Origin of the sequence: Pseudomonas sp. CVAP#3, assembly GCF_018986375.1 — a bacterium.
Lineage (GTDB): Bacteria > Pseudomonadota > Gammaproteobacteria > Pseudomonadales > Pseudomonadaceae > Aquipseudomonas > Aquipseudomonas helvetica.
This window is the reverse complement of the sequence record NZ_JAHMSC010000002.1, coordinates 369,697-388,146: the sequence shown is the minus strand read 5'-3', so window position 1 is coordinate 388,146 and position 18,450 is coordinate 369,697. Positions and strand designations below refer to the sequence as shown.

Annotated in this window: 20 protein-coding genes and 2 tRNA genes; 12 read left to right on the top strand and 10 right to left on the bottom strand. The window is 57.9% G+C overall.

Annotation, left to right across the window (positions count from 1 at the left end):
• Positions 1 to 53: 53 nt before the first annotated feature.
• A tRNA-Leu gene (locus KRR23_RS05425) sits at positions 54 to 140 on the bottom strand.
• A gap of 192 nt (positions 141 to 332) precedes the next feature.
• Positions 333 to 406, bottom strand: a tRNA-Cys gene (locus tag KRR23_RS05420).
• A gap of 405 nt (positions 407 to 811) precedes the next feature.
• Between KRR23_RS05420 and KRR23_RS05415 the strand changes: the two genes are divergently transcribed.
• Positions 812 to 1,486 carry a DUF3313 domain-containing protein gene (locus tag KRR23_RS05415; RefSeq protein ID WP_216741658.1) on the top strand — a complete coding sequence of 225 codons (675 nt, stop codon included), beginning with the start codon at positions 812 to 814 and terminating at the stop codon, positions 1,484 to 1,486.
• A gap of 50 nt (positions 1,487 to 1,536) precedes the next feature.
• Here the strand turns inward: KRR23_RS05415 and KRR23_RS05410 are convergent, their stop codons facing one another.
• From KRR23_RS05410 to KRR23_RS05395, 4 genes are all read right to left on the bottom strand, one after another.
• Positions 1,537 to 2,883 (bottom strand): glutamine synthetase family protein, encoded by a 1,347-nt coding sequence (locus KRR23_RS05410; protein WP_216741657.1) that lies wholly within the window; start codon positions 2,881 to 2,883, stop codon positions 1,537 to 1,539.
• A gap of 23 nt (positions 2,884 to 2,906) precedes the next feature.
• The gene (locus KRR23_RS05405; protein WP_019689871.1) at positions 2,907 to 3,464 is read right to left on the bottom strand and encodes a helix-turn-helix domain-containing protein; all 558 of its coding nucleotides are present in this window, start codon (positions 3,462 to 3,464) and stop codon (positions 2,907 to 2,909) included.
• A 25-nt stretch (positions 3,465 to 3,489) separates the two neighbouring features.
• Positions 3,490 to 4,779 carry an FAD-binding oxidoreductase gene (locus tag KRR23_RS05400; protein ID WP_216741656.1) on the bottom strand — a complete coding sequence of 430 codons (1,290 nt, stop codon included), beginning with the start codon at positions 4,777 to 4,779 and terminating at the stop codon, positions 3,490 to 3,492.
• Positions 4,780 to 4,963: 184 nt separating this feature from the next.
• Positions 4,964 to 5,488 (bottom strand): cupin domain-containing protein, encoded by a 525-nt coding sequence (locus KRR23_RS05395; protein ID WP_216741655.1) that lies wholly within the window; start codon positions 5,486 to 5,488, stop codon positions 4,964 to 4,966.
• Between the two features lie 212 nt (positions 5,489 to 5,700).
• On the opposite strand from KRR23_RS05395, the gene KRR23_RS05390 reads away from it, so the two are divergent.
• The 6 genes from KRR23_RS05390 (at position 5,701) to KRR23_RS05365 (ending at position 11,298) form a co-directional block, all read left to right on the top strand.
• Positions 5,701 to 7,242 carry an FAD-dependent oxidoreductase gene (locus KRR23_RS05390; protein WP_216741654.1) on the top strand — a complete coding sequence of 514 codons (1,542 nt, stop codon included), beginning with the start codon at positions 5,701 to 5,703 and terminating at the stop codon, positions 7,240 to 7,242.
• A gap of 312 nt (positions 7,243 to 7,554) precedes the next feature.
• Positions 7,555 to 7,743, top strand: coding sequence for a DUF1843 domain-containing protein (locus tag KRR23_RS05385; protein WP_216741653.1), 189 nt, complete (start codon positions 7,555 to 7,557; stop codon positions 7,741 to 7,743).
• Between the two features lie 40 nt (positions 7,744 to 7,783).
• A complete protein-coding gene (locus tag KRR23_RS05380) occupies positions 7,784 to 8,416 on the top strand; it encodes a DUF1842 domain-containing protein (protein WP_216741652.1) in 633 nt (210 codons plus the stop codon).
• A gap of 54 nt (positions 8,417 to 8,470) precedes the next feature.
• Positions 8,471 to 9,049 (top strand): DUF1842 domain-containing protein, encoded by a 579-nt coding sequence (locus KRR23_RS05375; RefSeq protein ID WP_216741651.1) that lies wholly within the window; start codon positions 8,471 to 8,473, stop codon positions 9,047 to 9,049.
• Between the two features lie 152 nt (positions 9,050 to 9,201).
• Positions 9,202 to 10,665, top strand: a complete 1,464-nt coding sequence (locus KRR23_RS05370; RefSeq protein WP_216741650.1) for a GDL motif peptide-associated radical SAM/SPASM maturase — start codon at positions 9,202 to 9,204, stop codon at positions 10,663 to 10,665.
• Positions 10,666 to 10,884: 219 nt separating this feature from the next.
• The gene (locus KRR23_RS05365; RefSeq protein WP_216741649.1) at positions 10,885 to 11,298 is read left to right on the top strand and encodes a VOC family protein; all 414 of its coding nucleotides are present in this window, start codon (positions 10,885 to 10,887) and stop codon (positions 11,296 to 11,298) included.
• A 160-nt stretch (positions 11,299 to 11,458) separates the two neighbouring features.
• On the opposite strand, the gene KRR23_RS05360 is transcribed toward KRR23_RS05365, so the two are convergent.
• Positions 11,459 to 12,481, bottom strand: a complete 1,023-nt coding sequence (locus KRR23_RS05360; protein ID WP_216741648.1) for an AraC family transcriptional regulator — start codon at positions 12,479 to 12,481, stop codon at positions 11,459 to 11,461.
• Between the two features lie 133 nt (positions 12,482 to 12,614).
• Here KRR23_RS05360 and KRR23_RS05355 point away from each other — a divergent pair, with 133 nt between their 5' ends.
• From KRR23_RS05355 to KRR23_RS05335, 5 genes are all read left to right on the top strand, one after another.
• The gene (locus KRR23_RS05355; RefSeq protein WP_216741647.1) at positions 12,615 to 13,799 is read left to right on the top strand and encodes an acetyl-CoA C-acyltransferase family protein; all 1,185 of its coding nucleotides are present in this window, start codon (positions 12,615 to 12,617) and stop codon (positions 13,797 to 13,799) included.
• A 16-nt stretch (positions 13,800 to 13,815) separates the two neighbouring features.
• The gene (locus KRR23_RS05350) at positions 13,816 to 14,667 is read left to right on the top strand and encodes a 3-hydroxybutyryl-CoA dehydrogenase (protein ID WP_216741646.1); all 852 of its coding nucleotides are present in this window, start codon (positions 13,816 to 13,818) and stop codon (positions 14,665 to 14,667) included.
• A complete protein-coding gene (locus KRR23_RS05345) occupies positions 14,654 to 15,307 on the top strand; it encodes a TetR/AcrR family transcriptional regulator (RefSeq protein WP_216741783.1) in 654 nt (217 codons plus the stop codon). The genes KRR23_RS05350 and KRR23_RS05345 overlap by 14 nt, the downstream gene beginning before the upstream one ends.
• 28 nt (positions 15,308 to 15,335) lie before the next feature.
• On the top strand, positions 15,336 to 16,049 hold the full coding sequence (locus tag KRR23_RS05340) for an SOS response-associated peptidase family protein (protein WP_216741645.1): 714 nt from the start codon (positions 15,336 to 15,338) through the stop codon (positions 16,047 to 16,049).
• Between the two features lie 91 nt (positions 16,050 to 16,140).
• Positions 16,141 to 16,341, top strand: a complete 201-nt coding sequence (locus KRR23_RS05335) for a hypothetical protein (protein ID WP_216741782.1) — start codon at positions 16,141 to 16,143, stop codon at positions 16,339 to 16,341.
• Positions 16,342 to 16,422: 81 nt separating this feature from the next.
• Here KRR23_RS05335 and KRR23_RS05330 read toward each other — a convergent pair whose 3' ends face one another.
• The 3 genes from KRR23_RS05330 to KRR23_RS05320 form a co-directional block, all read right to left on the bottom strand.
• The gene (locus KRR23_RS05330) at positions 16,423 to 16,614 is read right to left on the bottom strand and encodes an SPOR domain-containing protein (protein ID WP_216741644.1); all 192 of its coding nucleotides are present in this window, start codon (positions 16,612 to 16,614) and stop codon (positions 16,423 to 16,425) included.
• 221 nt (positions 16,615 to 16,835) lie between these two features.
• Positions 16,836 to 17,429 carry an NUDIX domain-containing protein gene (locus tag KRR23_RS05325; RefSeq protein WP_216741643.1) on the bottom strand — a complete coding sequence of 198 codons (594 nt, stop codon included), beginning with the start codon at positions 17,427 to 17,429 and terminating at the stop codon, positions 16,836 to 16,838.
• A 154-nt stretch (positions 17,430 to 17,583) separates the two neighbouring features.
• Positions 17,584 to 18,219, bottom strand: coding sequence for a lytic polysaccharide monooxygenase auxiliary activity family 9 protein (locus KRR23_RS05320; RefSeq protein WP_216741642.1), 636 nt, complete (start codon positions 18,217 to 18,219; stop codon positions 17,584 to 17,586).
• Positions 18,220 to 18,450: the final 231 nt, after the last annotated feature.

Sequence of the window (18,450 nt, the reverse complement as noted above, 5' to 3'; positions counted from 1 at the left end):
ACAAAAACGACAAAGGCCTGCATGAGAAATATCACGCAAGCCCTTGATAAATATGGTGCCCGAAGCCGGAATCGAACCGGCACGCCCTTACGAGCGGGGGATTTTAAGTCCCATGCGTCTACCAGTTTCGCCATTCGGGCGGTAGCGCGGTGAAGCCTTCAAGAACAATCAAATGAACGATCAATCTTTTTGGTGCGGTGCAGCAGGGGAAGAAATATATACACCCCTTCCCCTCTAAGCAAGTTCGCTGACGTCAAATTCAAGACAAAATCTTGCTGTCTACTGAAAATAAAAAAGCTCCGTAAATCAGTGATCTACGGAGCTATTTATAGTGGAGGCCGAGGTCGGAATCGAACCGGCGTAGGCGGATTTGCAATCCGCTGCATAACCATTTTGCTACTCGGCCCCAAACGTCCGATGCCTTAAAAACAACATCAAACGCATAAAAACTGGAGAGGGAAACTGGATTGCTATCTGTTTCCAACCCTTTGATATCTAAAGGGTTTTTCTCGTTCCTGAATCAGGAATGGACGCAATTCTGGACGTGTTCGCCGGGCATGTCAAGAACAGGAAGAAAAAAATTCTATAGCCCCCTACCGAGTGCACTCCACAGCCGGGCAGACGATATCACGGGGCAATGCGCCCACGAGCATCACTACTGGATATTTCGCCATTCGTACCTACGCTGATTCGCGAGGGATCCAGGTTTCTGGCGGGCTGTGGCTGAGTGAGGTACGACATCGACACGGATGATGCCGGACTTACCACTAAGGCGACCTGAATAAAACGTTTCAACCCATGGAGTAAAAATATGGACCTATCCAGAAACTTGCTTTTCGGTGTTGCCTTGACCGGCCTGCTGCTCGGCGGTTGTACCTCAAAAGTGACACAGAAGGAACAATACTCAGGGTTTCTTCCCAACTACAGCAACCTGCAAGAAGTCACCACCCCCAGCGGCGAGAAAGCCATGCGTTGGGTGACGCCTTCCTGGAACCCGAACGCTTACAACACGGTGGCCTTCAAGCGACTGGAACTGTACCCGGCCCCCAAGCCCAATGAGCGAGTCAACCGCCAGACGCTGGATCAGTTGCAAACTTACATGACGGACAGTGCCAAGAGCACACTGAGCCAGAAGTACCGTGTAGTGCCAAACGTTCAGTCGGCCCCTGCCGGTTCTCGCGTCCTGATCGTACGCGCCGCGATTACCGGGGTCACGGCTTCTAACGAAGGCATGAAATGGTATGAAGTGGTTCCGGTTGCGGCCGCGATAGGTGCGACTCAGGCGGCCACCGGTCACCGCGACCAAGACACCGAGTTGTACATCGAAGCCGAGATGATCGATGCGAGCAACGGCCAAACCGTGGCTAAAGTCGCTCGCAAGGTCTTCGGTGAACAGTTGAAAAATACAAGCCAGCAGGTGACTGCTAACGACTTCAAGGCGGCACTGAAGAAACTGACCAGCGACATGCAGGCATTCCTTCGCTAACAACGGGGGTAAAACGCCGACTCAGTTCACGGGGGCTGAGTCGGCGGTTGTTACAGATACCAACGGTACTCGCGCGCACTGATCTCCTGCAGGAAGGCCAGGTGGTCCTGGCGCTTGTTCTCGCAGTACACATCAACAAACTCCGCCCCCAAACCCTCACGCAGCTGTGGCTGATGCTGCATGGCACGCACGGCCTCGAGCATTTCCAGCGGAAAGTCGATCCCGCTGTTGCGGTCTTCATTGAGCGCTGCAATCGGTTCGCGACCGACTTCCAGCCCCTGCTCCAACCCCACCAGGATCGCTGCCAGCACCAGATAAGGGTTGGCATCCGCGCCCGCCAGGCGATGCTCGATACGCAGATTTTTCGAATCCGAATCGGGAATCCGCACGCACGCATCGCGATCCTCGAAACCCCAGCTGGCGCGTGTCGCCGCGTTCACCGTGCCGCCCAAACGACGCAGCGCGTTCTGGTTCGGCGCGAAGATCGGCATGCAATGCGGCAACAGCTCCAGACAACCAGCCACCGCATGCCGCAGCGCCTGTTGTTGGTTGGCCACCAGCAGGTTTTTACCCTCAGCGTCATAGAGGCTGACATGCACATGCATGCCGCTGCCCGGATGCTGCAAGTAAGGCTTGGCCATGAAACTGGCGCGGTAACCGTGCTTGAGCGCGACGCCACGGGTGCTACGGCAAAACAGCGCCGCCCAGTCGGCAGCGCGCAGGCCGTCATCAAGATGACCGAAGTTGATCTCGAACTGGCCCGGCCCAAGTTCGGCAGTGATCACCGTGGTATCGATGCCTTGCGCCCTCGCCGCTTCGACCATTTCATCGAGCACTGGCGAAAAGCGTGACAGCCGCTCGATGTGCATGTTTGGCTGGTCATCGGCATCGTCCGACAGCTGATCGCGGGGGAACTGCGGCTGCCCTTCACGCAACTGTTTATCGAACAGATAGAACTCCAGCTCGAACGCCACTACCGGATAAATACCTTTACCCCGCAACCGCTCCAACACCTGCGCGAGGACCTCGCGGGGCTCGAAGACGATTGGCTTCTCGGTGCCGTCCGAGGTGATCAGCATCTGACCCAGTGGCTTGGATTCCCAGCTCACCGGCTTGAGCGTGCCTGGCACCAGGCGCCGCAGAGCATCCGGGTCGCCGTCGTTAAAACAGTAGTCGCCGATTTTGAACAGCCCACCCTGCACGCCCAGTAATACGCAGTTCTGCGGCAGCTTGAGGGCGCTGCCGGCAGCCACCTTTTCGAGCATTTCTATCGGATAGCGCTTGCCGTAGAAATGCCCGGGAATGTCCAGGGAAATCAGGTCGACATAGCGCACCTCGGGGTAGCGTTGGCGAAAAGCACGAACCTCAGCCAGCAGATCAGAGCAGGCAGCATCCATCGTTGTTGTTCCTTTTATTGTTATCAGGTGTAAACCCAAAGCACTCGCGTGAGCTGGTCAGTGAGGTTGCCGTAGCGACAGCGCGTGTGACTGTCGAGCTGAAAACTGTCGCCGGCCTGCAAGGTGACCGGCTCGTCGTCATCGCCCAACCACAGCGTCAATGCGCCTTCCAGCACGTAGCCGCCCTGCTCGGAGCTGTCGCTCAAGTGCCGCTCGCCACTGCTGGCGCCGGCCTCCAATTGGCTCTCGAGCATCGAGAACGAGGCCCTGATCTTCGGCGAGACCAGAATGTCGGTAATCCCGTTGGCGTAGTACAACGTGCGGCGCTCATCCGGGCGGGTCACCCAAGGCAACACCTTGGGTTTCGGCAAGCTGTAAAAGTAGGTGGTTGGCACGCCGAGGGTTTCACTGATCGCGGTCAGGTCTGCCACGGTCGGCCGTGACAAGCCACGTTCGACTTGCGAAAGAAAGCCCACGGAACGGTCGATTTTGTCGGCCAATTCCTTAAGGGTGTATTTCTTGTGCTTGCGCAGATCGTGGATCAGGATCGCCAGCGCGGCGATTTCTTCTTGCTTGTTCATGCCAGTAATTCCGGAAGATGACTCATCAAATGCTGTCGCGCAGTCGGTACCAGGCCTTGCCGATCGCTTCCAATGGCGCTGCCAGGTATTTACCGCCGGGAAAGCTGTCATTACGCAATCCCTGGTACAAGGCCAGCTCGTCCGGCTGACCGAGAATCGCATCGGACACGGCGCGAGCCCCCGCCAATGTTGGAAGCACGCCATGCCCGGAATAACCCTGTAGCCAGTAGAGATCGCCGCGCCGGCCAATGTCGGGGGTGCGCTTGAGGGTCAGGTCGATATGCCCGCCCCAGGCAAACTCCAGCTCGACACCCTTGAGCTGCGGGAAGACCCGTTCCAGATAGGGCCGTGTCGCGGCGGCGATGTCTTTGGGCATCCCGCCCAGATAGGTGCAGCCGCCACCGAACAACAAGCGGTTATCCGGTGTGCGACGGAAATAATCGAGGACAAACTGGTTGTCGGTGACACAGACATTACTCGGCAGCAGCGCGTTGGCTTGCTCGGCAGTCAGCGGCACGGTGGCCACCTGATAAGTGCCCACCGGCAGCACGCAACTGGCCAGGTCAGGATCGAGTTGATCAAGATAGGCATTGCACGCCAGCACCTGGACATTTGCCCGAATACTCCCGCGCTCGGTAGTCACCAGGTACTGATCGCCTTCTTCGCGATAGCTCAGCGCTTTGCTCTGCTCAAAGATGCGGCCGCCAGCACGCTCGATGGCTGCGGCCAGGCCAAGCGCCAGCTTCAATGGATTCAGATGGCCGCCTTCGGGGTCATAGAGCCCCGCCTGATAACGCTCGCTGGCGACCCACTGCGGTAACTGCTCACGCGCTATGAATTGCAGATCATCGTGACCCCACATGTGACTCGCCTCGTGTTGCCACTCTGTCAGGAGACTGACCCGACGCGGCATGACCGACGTCCACAAGTGGCCGGGTCGATAATCGCAGTCGAAACCATGGCGCGCAGGCAACTCGCGCAGCTCCTGCGCCGCCCAGCGCATGCCGTCCCACAAGCGCCGCGCGCGTTCATGACCCAGCGCAGCCTCCAGGGGCGGCATGTCACACGACCAGCCGAGAATCGCCTGCCCACCATTGCGCCCCGAGGCAGCCCAGGCAACGCGACTGGCTTCCAATAACGTCACACGCTTGCCAGCCAAGGCCAGGCGCAACGCGGTATGCAGACCGCTGAAACCAGCACCGATGATCAGCACCTCGGCAGTGTGTTCACCTTCCAATGCGGCTCGGTTCAACAGGCGATCAGCGCAACTGTGGGCGTAATAGCTGGCGACATGCTGCGAGGACTGCTGAAACATTCGGGCACCCATGAAATTATGTTTTTATAATTTCATGAAAAACTACAGAATAAATTTCATGAGCGCAACACCCAGCCCATCCCTCGCAGACCGGATGACCCGTAAGGGTTTACGACTGCTACGCAGCCGAACGCAGCCTCGCAGGCTCGACAGCTGCTACGGAGTGCGTGCTGGTCTTACTGTTTTATTCTCGCGCCAGCCGCTCAAATAGCGCCGAATGCTCTGGAAACAGCTCGTTGAGCCTGTGCCGACTGCCCAATTGCATATCCGCAAAATCAAACCCTGGCGAAACGGCTTCACTGATCAGGCCGTAAGCGGCCGGTCCAGCCACGAGCTGCGAAGCCTTCCAGACACCGCCCGGCACATGCAATTGCAGACACTGCCCGGCGGTGACGTCATTGCCCATCTCCACGGTTTTCAACGTGCCGTCCGGGTAAATGAGGAAGTACTGAATCGCATCGCCCAGGTGGTAGTAGTGAACGATGTCGGATCTGTTCAAATGAAAGTGGCCGACGGGAGACGCAGCCGTCAGCAGGTAATAGATCGAGGTCATCGCATAACGCCGACCACCTGCAATCTCGACCATGGGCTGGTGATCAGACTGAAAGGTCCGGCGGTAATAACCGCCTTCCACATGGGGTTCCAGGTCGAGTGCAGCGACGATGTCCTGGGTGCTGGGAGTGTGTCTGTCGGGTTTGCTATCCGTCATGTTAAAGACCATCAGTCAGGTGGAGTCGCGACAGTTTGCATAGCGTGTAACGCAGCGCAAGCGCTCCTTGGAGCGTAGATGGAGGGTGCCGATGGGCAATCGATTTCACTGCTTTACTGTAAGGGTCGAGCCCACCAAACGGGGCCGCAGTTTCACTGACGCTCCCCCGCCGCTACCGACGCCAACGGAAAATCCCGCCCCGGAGAGTTGTCATGTCCCTGCACAACGTCGCCCGCTTTACCGACCTTCGTGAAGACCGCGGTACTCGCGTTGAAATCGGCTCACTGAAGATCGTGCTGTTGCGGGCCGGCGAACGGGTCTACGCCTATCAGGGCGAATGTCCGCACGCGCAGGCGCCGCTGGACGAAGGTATTGTCTGCAATGGTCGGCTGATTTGCCCATGGCACAAGGCGATGTTCACGGTCGAGGATGGCCGGTTGTGCGAACCGCCAGCGCTGAATGGCCTGACCCGCTATCCGGTCAAAGTCGTCGATGGCGATGTACATGTGGACGACCAGCCCCTTGCCCCTATCGAAGTGAATCGTGCCCCTGATTCACGCTGCTTCGTGATCGTCGGTGCAGGCGCTGCGGGCACAGCGGCAACAGCCGCCCTGCGTGAACACGGCTTTGCCGGTCGCCTGGTGTTGATCGATCGCGAAACGGACCCCGGCTATGACCGCACGGTACTGAGCAAATACGTTCTTGCCGGGGAAATGTCCGTCGAAGAAACGCCACCGCTGCTCGATGAACGCTTTTACAACGAACAGCACATCGAGCGGGTTCAAGGTGAGGTCATCCGTCTCGATGTCGCCGCCAAAAGGGTTTCCCTGGGTGACGGGCGCACCTTCGACTACGACGCCGCGCTGCTGGCCAGTGGCGGCGAACCCAGGCCACTTTCGGTGGACGGTGCGCATCTGCACAACATCCTGGCGCTGCGCTCGCGAGCGGACGCCGAGCGCATTCTGCACATCGCAAAACCCGGTGCCCGGGTGGTCATCATCGGTGCCAGCTTCATCGGCCTGGAGTCGGCATCGGCCTTGCGCCGCCATGGCCTGGAAGTCAGCGTCGTCGCGCACCATGAAACACCGTTCAGTACGCTGTTCGGTGAGCGCATCGGCCTGGCGATTTTGTCCCTGCACGAAGACAATGGCGTGGTCTTTCATGCCAATACCCAGCCAAAGGCGTTCGAGGGCCAGGACAACGTCGAGGCCGTTCTGCTCGAGAATGGCCAACGACTTCCCGCCGACCTGGTACTGATCGGCATCGGCGTCAACCCGGTCACCAACCTGCTCGAAGGTGTTGAGCTGGACGATGACGGCGGGTTACCGGTAAACGAGGGCATGTGCGCTGCGCCAGGACTGTGGGCTGCCGGCGACATCGCCTCCTTTACCTTGCAAGGTTTCCCCACACGCATCGAGCACTGGCGCCTGGCCCAGCAGCAGGCGCGGATCGCCGCGCAAAACATGCTGGGCGCTGATACACACTATGTGGATGTACCGTTCTTCTGGACATATCACTTCGACAAGACCTTCGAGATGCTCGGTCACGCCGACCAATGGGACCGAATTGTCTTCGAAGGCAACCCCGAGCAATACGCCTTCATCGCGTTGCTGTGCAAGGGCGAACAGGTCGAGGCGGTGGTCGCCTGCGAATATTCGCGGCAAATGGCGCTGCTGGCCGAGCGGATGAAACAGCCGTTGCTGCGCGAGGAAGCCTTGCAGATCATTCGGCGAATTGCCGCTCAGGAAGGCTGAACAGTCACAATTAAACGATGCTCTTATTGGAACTATCGTACTTAATTACCCGTAAATTAAACAATCATACATATTCATTATCAATGGCGATAAGAACTCGACCTGCTTATGAGAAAAGAACCCAGCACACTTCCCCTCATCGCCAATCCTGATAACAAACAGCCAACTCCCAAACCCATCGCTATCAATAAAATATTATTAACAATTTATCAGCCGTACTAGCCCATTGCCCATTGCATATTTATCAACGCCTGCTTAACTGCAAAAACTGCTGATGACAGCAGTATTCGCACAACCACGGAAGGAATCGTTATGAGCAATGCAACTGGCCATAGCATGCCCCCTTATGGGGTGGCCATCCAAAGCGCGATCAAGGCAGGCAACCTGCCGCAAATGAAAACATTGTTGAAACAACGCGATACATCCAAGCCAGAAGCCAAAGAGCTAAGTGCCGCTTACGAGAAGTTGGCAAAGGAAGTCGCACGCCTGGAACAGCACTAAGCGCTGTTTCCGCTCCCCTATTGCAATGGAGGCAATAATTATGTCTGGTTCTTCTCAGCAATCTGTCGGTTTATTCCCACTCTGCTATCGAATTGGTACTCAGCAACCGGGCGCACAAAGCCTGGCACTCAATCTGCTGGTCTATACACCTGAGCAAACCGTAAGCGGTACTGCCGCAATCACTCAGGCAACCAACCCGCCACTGGATGTGCATTCCGATGTTTGGGGTGAGTACACCTACATGACGGTCATGAAACCCGGCGTCAGCAAAATCCTCATCACCGCTCAAGGCAACCAAGGTGGCCCAGGTTCGAACTCCATCGTGAATTTCAAGTTGCATCTGGTGGTCGGTAGCGACTGGAAAGAAGGCATCGCCAACTACGAGTACTTCAATGGTCAGCGCTGGGTGAAGGTCAGTGCGCCCGCCCATCTCGTCGAGTCGGTGTCCTCCAAAGCCTATTTACTGCCATTGGAACCGGGCCCGGTAATCCTGCCGTATCCGCCGATCATGCCGCTGTACGCCGCGCCGATTCAGAGTGCCATTGCCAGCGGTGACCTGGCCCAGATGAAAAATCTGGCGAGCCTTGCCAAACAACAACTGGACCAGCAACCCCAGTTGCAGAGTGCACTTGAGGCCGCCAAGGGTGAAATCAGCCGGCTGGAACGCCGCTGACCGGCAACTGAATGTGCCTGGCTTGTCCTGAATACAAATTAAGGGAGTTGCACCATGTCAATTGGACTTTTTCACACGCGCCTCAACGTTTCCAGCTCGCTACTCGGCGCACCGGTTTTGACCCTCGATCTGCTGGTGGACACCGTCAACAAAAAAGTCAGCGGCGTTGCGAGCATTTTTCAAAGCACCTACCCCCCTGTCAATTTCCGTGCCCGGGTTTGGGGTAGTTACTCCGAGGCCAAACTGACCCCTGAGACGGAAAACCACATCATCCTCAGCCTGGATGGCAGCCCAAGCGGCCCTACCAGCAATATCGCCCAGACCTTCGACCTGCGCGGCATTCTAGGCGCCGATTGGGCCAGCGGTTTTGCCGACTACAAGTACTACGATCAAGACCACTGGACGACAGTCAGACACGCGGCTGTCAGCCAGGCCCCGGCTCAGCACCCGGAGCATCCGTCACATGCGCACCCGCTCTACGCCGTCGCTGTTCAGCAAGCGCAAGCCAGCGGTGACCTGGCGCAGCTGAAAACCGTGGTGAGCCAGGGCGAACAGCAACTGGCCAACAGCGGCGCCTTGCGCAGCGCACTGGAGCAGTTGCAGGCAGAAATCACCCGACTGGAAGCACGCTAACCGGCAATGCCCGGGCTGGGTCAGATCACCACTGACCGAGCCCGGGACTTTTCAACCCCAGAGGTAAATCCACTCGCGCCGTTGATGCTAAGGAAGGCGCGAACACTTCGATGGATTCGTGCCGCGTACGTGTCTGTGCGCAAGGATTTCCCATGTCAGACAATCGCCCCGCCCGCTACCTCAGTGAAACCGACCTCAAACGTTACGTGCCGGTCCATGTGGTCTGGGAAATCACCCTGGCCTGCGATCTCAAATGCCTGCATTGCGGCTCCCGAGCAGGCCATCGACGCCCGGATGAACTGAACACCCGGGAATGCCTGGATGTCATCGATTCCCTGGCGGCACTTGGCACCCGCGAGATCACCTTGATCGGCGGTGAGGCCTATTTGCGCAAGGACTGGACTCAACTGATCCAGGCTATCCACAATCACGGCATGTATTGCGCAATACAAACCGGTGGACGCAACCTGACGCCGGCAAAAATGCAGGCTGCAGTGGATGCCGGGCTCAATGGCGTCGGTGTTTCGCTGGATGGACTGGCCCCATTGCATGACGCCGTGCGCAATGTTCCGGGCTCGTTCGACAAGGCTATCGATACCCTGCGACGCGCCAAACAGTCGGGGCTTGCCGTGAGCGTCAATACCCAGATCGGCGCGGCCACCCTGCCCGATCTGCCCGATCTGATGGACTTGATCATCGAACTCGGCGCCACCCACTGGCAGATACAGCTGACGGTTGCCATGGGCAATGCCGTCGACCATCCAGAGCTGCTGTTACAGCCCTATCAACTGCTTGAAGTGATGCCGTTGCTGGCACGCCTTTACCGCGAGGGCGTCGATCGCGGCCTGCTGATGAACGTAGGTAACAATATTGGTTACTACGGCCCTTATGAACACATGTGGCGTGGCTTCGGTGACGAGCGCGTGCACTGGAGCGGCTGCGCGGCCGGGCAAACCGTGCTGGCACTCGAAGCCGATGGCACCGTCAAAGGCTGTCCTTCATTGGCAACGGTGGGCTTTTCGGGTGGCAACGTGCGCAACATGAGCCTGCACGATATCTGGCACTACAGCGAAGGCATGCACTTTGGCCGCCTGCGCGGTGTCGACGATCTGTGGGGCTACTGCCGAAGCTGCTACTACAACGATGTCTGCCGAGGCGGCTGTACCTGGACCTCACACTCCTTGCTCGGTAAACCCGGCAATAACCCCTACTGTCACTACCGCGCGCTGGATCTGCAGAAAAAGGGACTGCGCGAACGAATCGTCAAACTCGAGGATGCCGCGAAAACCTCCTTCGCCGTCGGACGTTTTGACCTGATTACTGAACGCATCGACACCGGCGAGAAGGTCAACAGCGTCAGCGACAGTGGCCAGGTGATCAAACTGGCCTGGGCGAACCAGGGCCAGAAATCGCCTGACGAAGGACGTATTCCGCCGCAACTGGCGCTGTGTCGGGGTTGCTTGCAGTACATCCATGCACACGAAGTGACCTGCCCTCACTGCGCCGCCGATGTCGCCGCCGCAGAAGCCAAGCACCAGGTCGACCGCGCCCGGCAACAAACCATCCTCAATACGCTGACCGGCCTGCTGGGATTGCCGCAAAGCAACTTGATGTAGCGAGGCCTGAATACCAGGGGGCGCACCGCCCCCTGCGATCTTTTGTCAGCAAGTCATAACGCTCGCCCGCAGCAAACAAAATCATCTAAAAAAACCACACCTGTCAGCCATAATTAGCACCCTGCTACTCGATAGCTGAACATCTTTTCCCAAGGTTTTACCCACGCGGGCATGCTGGAACCAATAGTGCCCTTTCCCTCTGCGTTCCTGGAGCTGACGATGAAAATCAATCCCTACCTGATCTTCAACGGTGATTGCAAAGCAGCCTTCACGTTCTACGCGCAATGCCTGCAAGGCACCCTTGAAATGATGATGACCTTCGGCGAGTCACCGGCTCGCGACCAAATTCCGGCGAGTTGCCATGACCTGATCATGCATACCCGGCTGGTGGTCGGCGACCAGGTCCTCATGGGCTCCGACACCACACCTGAGCGGCCCTACCACGGCATCAACGGTTGCTCTGTTTCGCTGAATGTCACCAGCATCGCTGAAGCCGAGCGAATTTTCAGCGCACTGGCGGACCGGGGCACCATCCAAATGCCGCTGGAGGCGACGTTCTGGGCCGCACGCTTCGGCATGCTGGTTGACCGTTTCGGGGTGCCATGGATGGTCAATTGCGAAGCCGACAAGTAAAACGCTATTCGATGAGTGCAGTGCTGTTCACTTAAGCCGGTGTTTCAGGCACAACCGCAGTTGTGGCGAGGGAGCTTGCTCCCGCTGGGGCGCGAAGCGGCCCTGAATTGGGCCTGCTACGCAGTCCAGCGGGAGCAAGCTCCCTCGCCACAGATACTTCTCAGACATCGAGGCGCTTGCTTTGGAACCTCGCCCGGTAACGCCCCGGACTCTCACCGGTCCATTTCTTGAACGCCCGATGGAACGCGCTGGGCTCCTGAAAACCGATCTGCTCGGCAATCGCGGTGATGCTCGATTGGCTCTGGCGCAGTTGTTCAAAGGCAACACCGCGGCGTACTTCGTCTTTGATCTCCTGGAATGAACAGCCTTCACGCTCCAGTTTTCGGCGAACGGTGCTGGGGCTCAAATGCTGTTCGAGCGCAAACGCCTCCAGGGTCGGCCATTGGCTGTAATGGCTGTTGCGCAAACGCTGATGAACCTGCGATGCCAGGCCATGCTGGTTACGGAAACGAATCACCAGCCACTGCGGTGCACTGCGCAAAAATGCCTTGAGTGAAGCAAGGTCCTGAACCACCGGCAATTGCAGATAACGGCTGTCGAACTCGATCTCGGTACGCTCGGCGCCAAAGGTCAGGTTGGCACCCCAGAGCATTGAATCATCATTGAGCGACAACCGCTCATGACGAAAGTCTGCACGATCGATGGGAATGCGCCGCCCGCCCAGCCAGCACAGCAGACTGATCATCAACACCAGGAACGTCTCTTCACCGAAGTGCGCGACGTCGCTGTTTTGCGCCTGAGTCTGCAAGCTGATGACTGCACGCTTGCCACGCACTGTTAACGTGCCGCGAAAGTCTCGCAGGAACAGGCCGAAATTGGCCAGGCACTGACGCATGGCTTTTTCCAGCGTCGGCTCCTGAATCAATGCCCGACAGATCAAGGCGAAACTGCCCGGCGGCATGCCGTGGGAGTCCAGCTGAAAGAACTCGTCGTTCAGCTCACGAATCTGCACCAGCCATAACGCCGCAAAAGCACTGGCCGGCACCCGTGCCGTAGGCTGATCCATCAGTGCCGGATCGATTCCCACCTGTTCGAGTACCGACCGCAGACGCTGCGGATTTTCACGCAGGGCATGGATCATTGGATACATGAAGTAGACCGCCACCGAATCCGTTTCCCGCATGTGCTCGTCTCTCTCCTCAGCATCTGAAAGTGGCAAAAAACGCCATCACCGTTGAACAGTTCCGGCATAGGCCAGCGGCGTTGCTGATTCTAGACTCGTACCCAACAAAAAAGACCTCTTTCAGGAAAACCACATGAACCCTTCCGATATTTTTGTTGTGAGCGCGGTCCGTTCTGCCATCGGCAGTTTTGGCGGTTCACTCAAGGATGTGCCGCCTATCCAGTTGGCAACCGACGTGTGCCGCGCAGCCATTGAACGTTCAGGCCTGGCGCCCGAACTCATCGGTCATGCGGTGATGGGGCATGTGATCCCGACGGAGGCGCGCGACGCCTATATTTCACGGGCCGTGGCGATGAATGCCGGCCTGCCGAAAGAGACCCCGGCCTTCAACGTCAACCGTCTCTGCGGTTCGGGTCTGCAGGCGATTGTCAGTGCGGCACAAAGTCTGATGCTCGGGGATGCCGGGGCAGCGCTGGCCGGTGGCGTCGAATCCATGAGCCGTGGTGCCTACTTGTTGCCACAGGCGCGCTGGGGTGCACGAATGGGCGACATTCAGGGCATCGACTACATGCTCGGCGTGCTGCAAGACCCGTTTGCCGGCTTCCACATGGGCATCACCGCAGAAAACATCGCCGAGCACTACGGCATCTCCCGTCAGACCCAGGATCAACTGGCGCTGCTCAGCCAGCAGCGTGCTGCCCGGGCGATTGCCGAAGGACGTTTTGCCGGGCAGATCGTGCCGATCGAAGTGGCGAGCCGCAAAGGGACGGTTTCGTTTGCGACGGATGAGCATGTACGGGCAGAGGTCAGCTTCGAGCAATTGAGCGGCATGAAACCCGCGTTCAAAAAAGACGGCAGCGTCACCGCCGGCAACGCCTCTGGCCTCAATGATGGCGCTGGCGCGCTGATCATGGCCACCGGGCAAGTTGTCCAGGAACAAGGCCTCAAGCCGATGGCCCGACTGGTGGGTTATGCCCACGCCGGCGTTGAGCCGTCGATGATGGGACTTGGACCGATTCCCGCCACCCGTCTGGTGCTCAAACGCGCCGGGCTGACCGTGGCCGACCTTGATGTGATCGAGTCCAACGAAGCCTTCGCGGCCCAGGCCTGCGCCGTGGCGCAAGAACTGGGCTTCGATCCCGAGAAGGTCAACCCCAACGGTTCGGGCATCTCGCTGGGCCATCCAGTGGGCGCCACCGGCGCAATCATCGCGACCAAGGCCATTCACGAACTGCATCGGATTCAGGGACGTTATGCCCTGGCAACCATGTGCATTGGCGGCGGCCAAGGCATTGCCGTGCTGTTCAAACGGGTTTGACGGGAAGGACATGAAGATGAATCTGCAGAACATTGGCGTCATCGGCGCCGGCACCATGGGCAACGGCATTGCGCAAATCTGCGCACTGGCCGGTTTCAACGTGACCTTGCTGGACATCTGCGAAAGCGCCCTGCAAAAAGCGCTGGCGACCGTGGGCAAGAACCTCGACCGGCAAGTCGCCAAGGCGTCGTTGACCGAGGAGCAAAAGCTCGCAGCATTGGACAAGATCCGCACCAGCACCGACTACAGCACCCTGCACAATGTGCAGTTGGTGATCGAGGCCGCAACCGAAAACCTCGAACTGAAACTGCGGGTGTTGCAACAAATCGCCGCTCAGGTCAGCGCCGACTGCGTGATTGCCTCCAACACCTCATCGCTGTCGATCACCGAGCTCGCCGCCAGCGTCAGTTCGCCGGCGCGTTTCATCGGCCTGCACTTCTTCAACCCGGTGCCGGTGATGGGGTTGATCGAAGTGATTCGCGGCCTGCAAACCAGCGACGCCACGCACACCCTGGCCCTGGAACTGGCGCAACGCCTGGGCAAGACCGCGATCACCGCCGGTAACCGTCCGGGCTTTGTGGTGAACCGGATTCTGGTGCCGATGATCAACGAAGCGATCCTGGTGTTTCAGGAAAGCCTGGCCAGCGCCGAAGACATCGATGCAGGCATGCGCCTGGGCTGCAACCAGCCGATAGGTCCGCTGGCGCTGGCCGACCTGATTGGCCTGGATACCTTGCTGGCGATCATGCAGGCCTTCTACGACGGCTTCAACGACAGCAAGTACCGCCCCGCTCCGCTGCTCAAGGAAATGGTCGCAGCCGGTTACCTGGGGCGCAAGAGCGGCCGTGGTTTCCATACCTATGGCTGAGCGTTGCTCACGCTTTGCCGAGAGCCGGGACAAGGCCCTGGAGCTGTTCGCCAGCAAGGGTTTTGGCCAGGTCGGCATGCGTGAGCTGGCAGCGTTCCTGGGGCTTGCCCCAGGCTCTCTGTATCACCATTACCCGAGCAAGCAGCACTTGCTGCTCGACCTCATCGAAGAATTTTATGAGGAACTGCTGGCAACCCTCGGACGCCTCGAGCGACAGTCGCGAGACCTGCGCGGCAGCCTGAAAAACGTCATCCATGCACACCTAAACCTGCATCGGGAAATGCCCCGGCATTTTCGCCTGGTGGAGCGCGACAGCGGTTGCCTGAACGAGGATCAGCAAGTGCATGTTCGGCAGTTGCAGGAGCATTACGAACGGCAATTGCTGATGATCCTCTGTCCCTCGCCCCGATTCAGTGAACAAGGATTACTGGCTGCCGGACACACCATTGCCAGCATGCTCAACAGCGCACCCAGCTGGCTGACGCTGCACCCGCTGGAGGATCGGGAACGCAACGAACTGCTGGAGAACCTGCTGACCGGGGCCATTGCAGGTTTACTGGCCCATACCTCCTGCGATCTGCCAGCCCTTCAGACAATAGATCCACTCACGGCGCCTCCGTCCTGGGCACGACTCGGCTAAGCTGAAAGCTCCACCGGAGGATTTTCCAATGTGTGGAAGACTTTCGCAGTACCGAGGCATCCACGACTTCGTCGCGGCGCTGAGCATGCCCAATGCCCTGGTCAATACTGTGGGCGACCAGCCTTTGGGTCTGTACAACGTCTCGCCATCGACCCAGGTCGCGCTCTTCCACCTCGAAGGCGAAACCCTGCACGCTGACCGGGTACGCTGGGGATGGCGACCAGCCTGGTCGAAAGACAACTCCGTGCCGATCAATACCCGGGTCGAAAAAGTTGCACACGGTTCGTTCTTCCGGGCGATCTGGCCGCACCGCGCCATCGTGCCCATCGATAACTGGTTCGAATGGGTTTATGAAGGCGGCCCGAATAAACAGCCTTACCTTATCCGGCGCCGGGATCGCGCGCCTATACTTTGCGCGGCCATAGGTCAGTACCCTGCAGGTGGTCGGGAACCGAAGAAGGACGATGGTTTTGTGATTTTCACCGCAGACAGTGGCGGTGGCCTGGTCGATCTGCATGATCGGCGACCGGTGGTGCTGTCGCCGGAGTTGGCCCGTGAGTGGCTCAACCTGGCGATGCCCAAGGAGAGCGCCGAGCAGATGGTGCTGCACCAGGGCGAGCCTGCCGAAACCTTCGAGTGGTTCAAGGTGGATATGGCGATCGGCAACGTGAAAAACCAGAGATCGGATCTCATCACGCCGATCGGCAAGATCATCAGTGGCGATCAAAAAAGCAATGGCTGATCGGGTGGCGACACCGTGGTTTCTCGACTAGGATTTTCGCGATATGGAAACGCGTCGCGCTGTTAGCGAACACTTGGTCTGGGAGACGAAAATGAACCCGATTCGAATGGCCGAGCGGACCTATCGCACTTGGTCCAGCCCGATCCTGCTTGAGCTCAAAGAGAGGGAACATCAGCTGCAACCTTCAGACCGCCAGGCACTCGAAAACGTACTGGTGGAAAGAAGACTTCTGAACACTGGCAATCCTGCCGGCAAGGATCGACGCAAACCTAAGTCGACCGATAACGCCTGACAAAAGAGCCCGCTATAAGCGGGCTCTTTTTCGATTGCGGTAGCTGGAAGAAAGGCCGACAGACTCATCCAGATGCTCGCCTCACTGTGTATTGGAAACGGGTTTCGTTCTGGATGCACCGGCGGGCAACGACGCGGCGTAAGCCAGGGCTTCTTCGCGGCTGCCAAAGGACCCGAGCCGGTCGTTACGGGTACAGACTTTCCAGAGACCGCTGTTGACGCTGACCACTTGATAACCGTTCATCTGCATTTTGCTAAGCATCGGAGCACTCATAGTCACCTCCATTCAAGTACAGACAGTCCGAACCTAACTTACACCCGGTTTGGCGTTCTGTGGGCTCAATAGGTTGAACGGTCGAATGATCCGAGGCGTACATATGAAACATCTTTCACGGTGATTTCGACGCTTAGCGCATATATTCCCCGCCGCTCATTCAAGAAACTTTCAGCCCGCCTCCTCCCGCGGGCTTTTTTTTGCCCAGCAGAAGCGCCAGTCTAAACCGCCGCAAAAATATCCTTCATCGCCGCGTACTGCAGCAGCATGATAGTTTTCGCGTCGACTATCTGCCCACTGTAAAACGCCTCGAGTGCCTCATCGAACTTCAGCTCCAGCACCTCAAGGTCCTCCGTTTCAACCTCCAGCCCACCACCCGATCCGACGCGTGAAGCAGCATCATATTCAGCGATAAAGAAATGCAGTTTCTCGGTCACTGACCCCGGACTCATGTAGGCCTCGAATACCTTCTGTACATCGTGAACGCGATAGCCCGTTTCCTCCTCCGCTTCGGCGCGAATGCGCTCCTGCGGCGAGGCGCCTTCCAGCAACCCCGCAGCCACTTCAACCAGCAAGCCGTCATGACCGTTGACGAAGACCGGCAACCTGAACTGGCGGGTCAGTACGATGGTTTTTTGCGCGCGATTGAACAGCAGAATGGCGGCACCATTGCCACGGTCGTAGACCTCACGGGTTTGTCGCTGCCAAACGCCATTGTTGCGCAGGTAATCGAAGGTGATTTTCTTGAGCAGATACCAGTCGTGGGACAGCACCTGGGACTCGATGATGTTGACGCGCTCAGCCGTGTTCGACATGACAATCCATCCTTTTTGTTGTCAGAGGGCGTCATGGTATTCCATCGTCGCTGTGGCCGCAGCGACGGCAGATACAAAAAAAGCCCGGCATCGCTGCCGGGCTTTCAGCTCTAATCCTTTAGAACCTGTTAGGTATCACTCTACGAGCGAGGCCTTACTTGAAGTCCACATCGAAGGCTTGATAGAAGGCGTTGCCGGTGTTGGCGACAATCCACAGCAGCACAATGACATGATGGCCTTTTTTGCCTGCTGGCAACTTCACTTCATGTTCGACTTTGGCTTTGAGTTCGCTGCTGTGCGCGTAATAAGGCACCTGGGTGTAGAAGTCTTCCGCAAACGGTTTGGCCTCGAGTTGCGCACGGCTGATGCGCTGTTTCGGGTCCCAGCCATCCTTGGTGATGAACCAGCTGTAGCCGCGGGTGGTATGAGGTGCGGTGTACTGCCAGGTGACATGAAAGACCTGGCCCGGGTTCACGTTCAGCAGTGGCCAGGTGAATGGACGATTGAGCTTTTTGCTCATTTCCTCGTTGGTGAAGTTGATGCAATCACGAGCATCAGCCTTGCCGCCGCTGAGGATGAAACCATCAGCCGGTGGTGCGACGCTGTCGCTGTCCGTCTGATACGGTGCGGGGAAAGGCCCGGCGGTCAGTGACGGGAAATTCTTTCCGCCTTCCATTTCGTTGACCTGCCACCCTTCCAGGAGACCGACCTCCATAGCGACAGAACCGCGGCTGGCAGGAGTCGTGACGCGACCATGTTTGAGTTGCGGTTGGGTTTGTGGCTTGTTCATTTTTTCACTCCGTTGATTAAGAACGTTCCTTCCTGAGGAACGCTTTCAACCTAACCGAATGACAGATGAAGTCCATGGCCGCTTTTTTCGCGTTCCAATCGCGCTTTTGAGCCGAACCCAATAAATGCTGGTTATCCATACAGTTAAATGTATGAATTCGTACGTTGAGACTGGCAAAAGTACTACAACACAGTCCCGCAATCGGGACGATTCCCATCAGGACGGCTACGC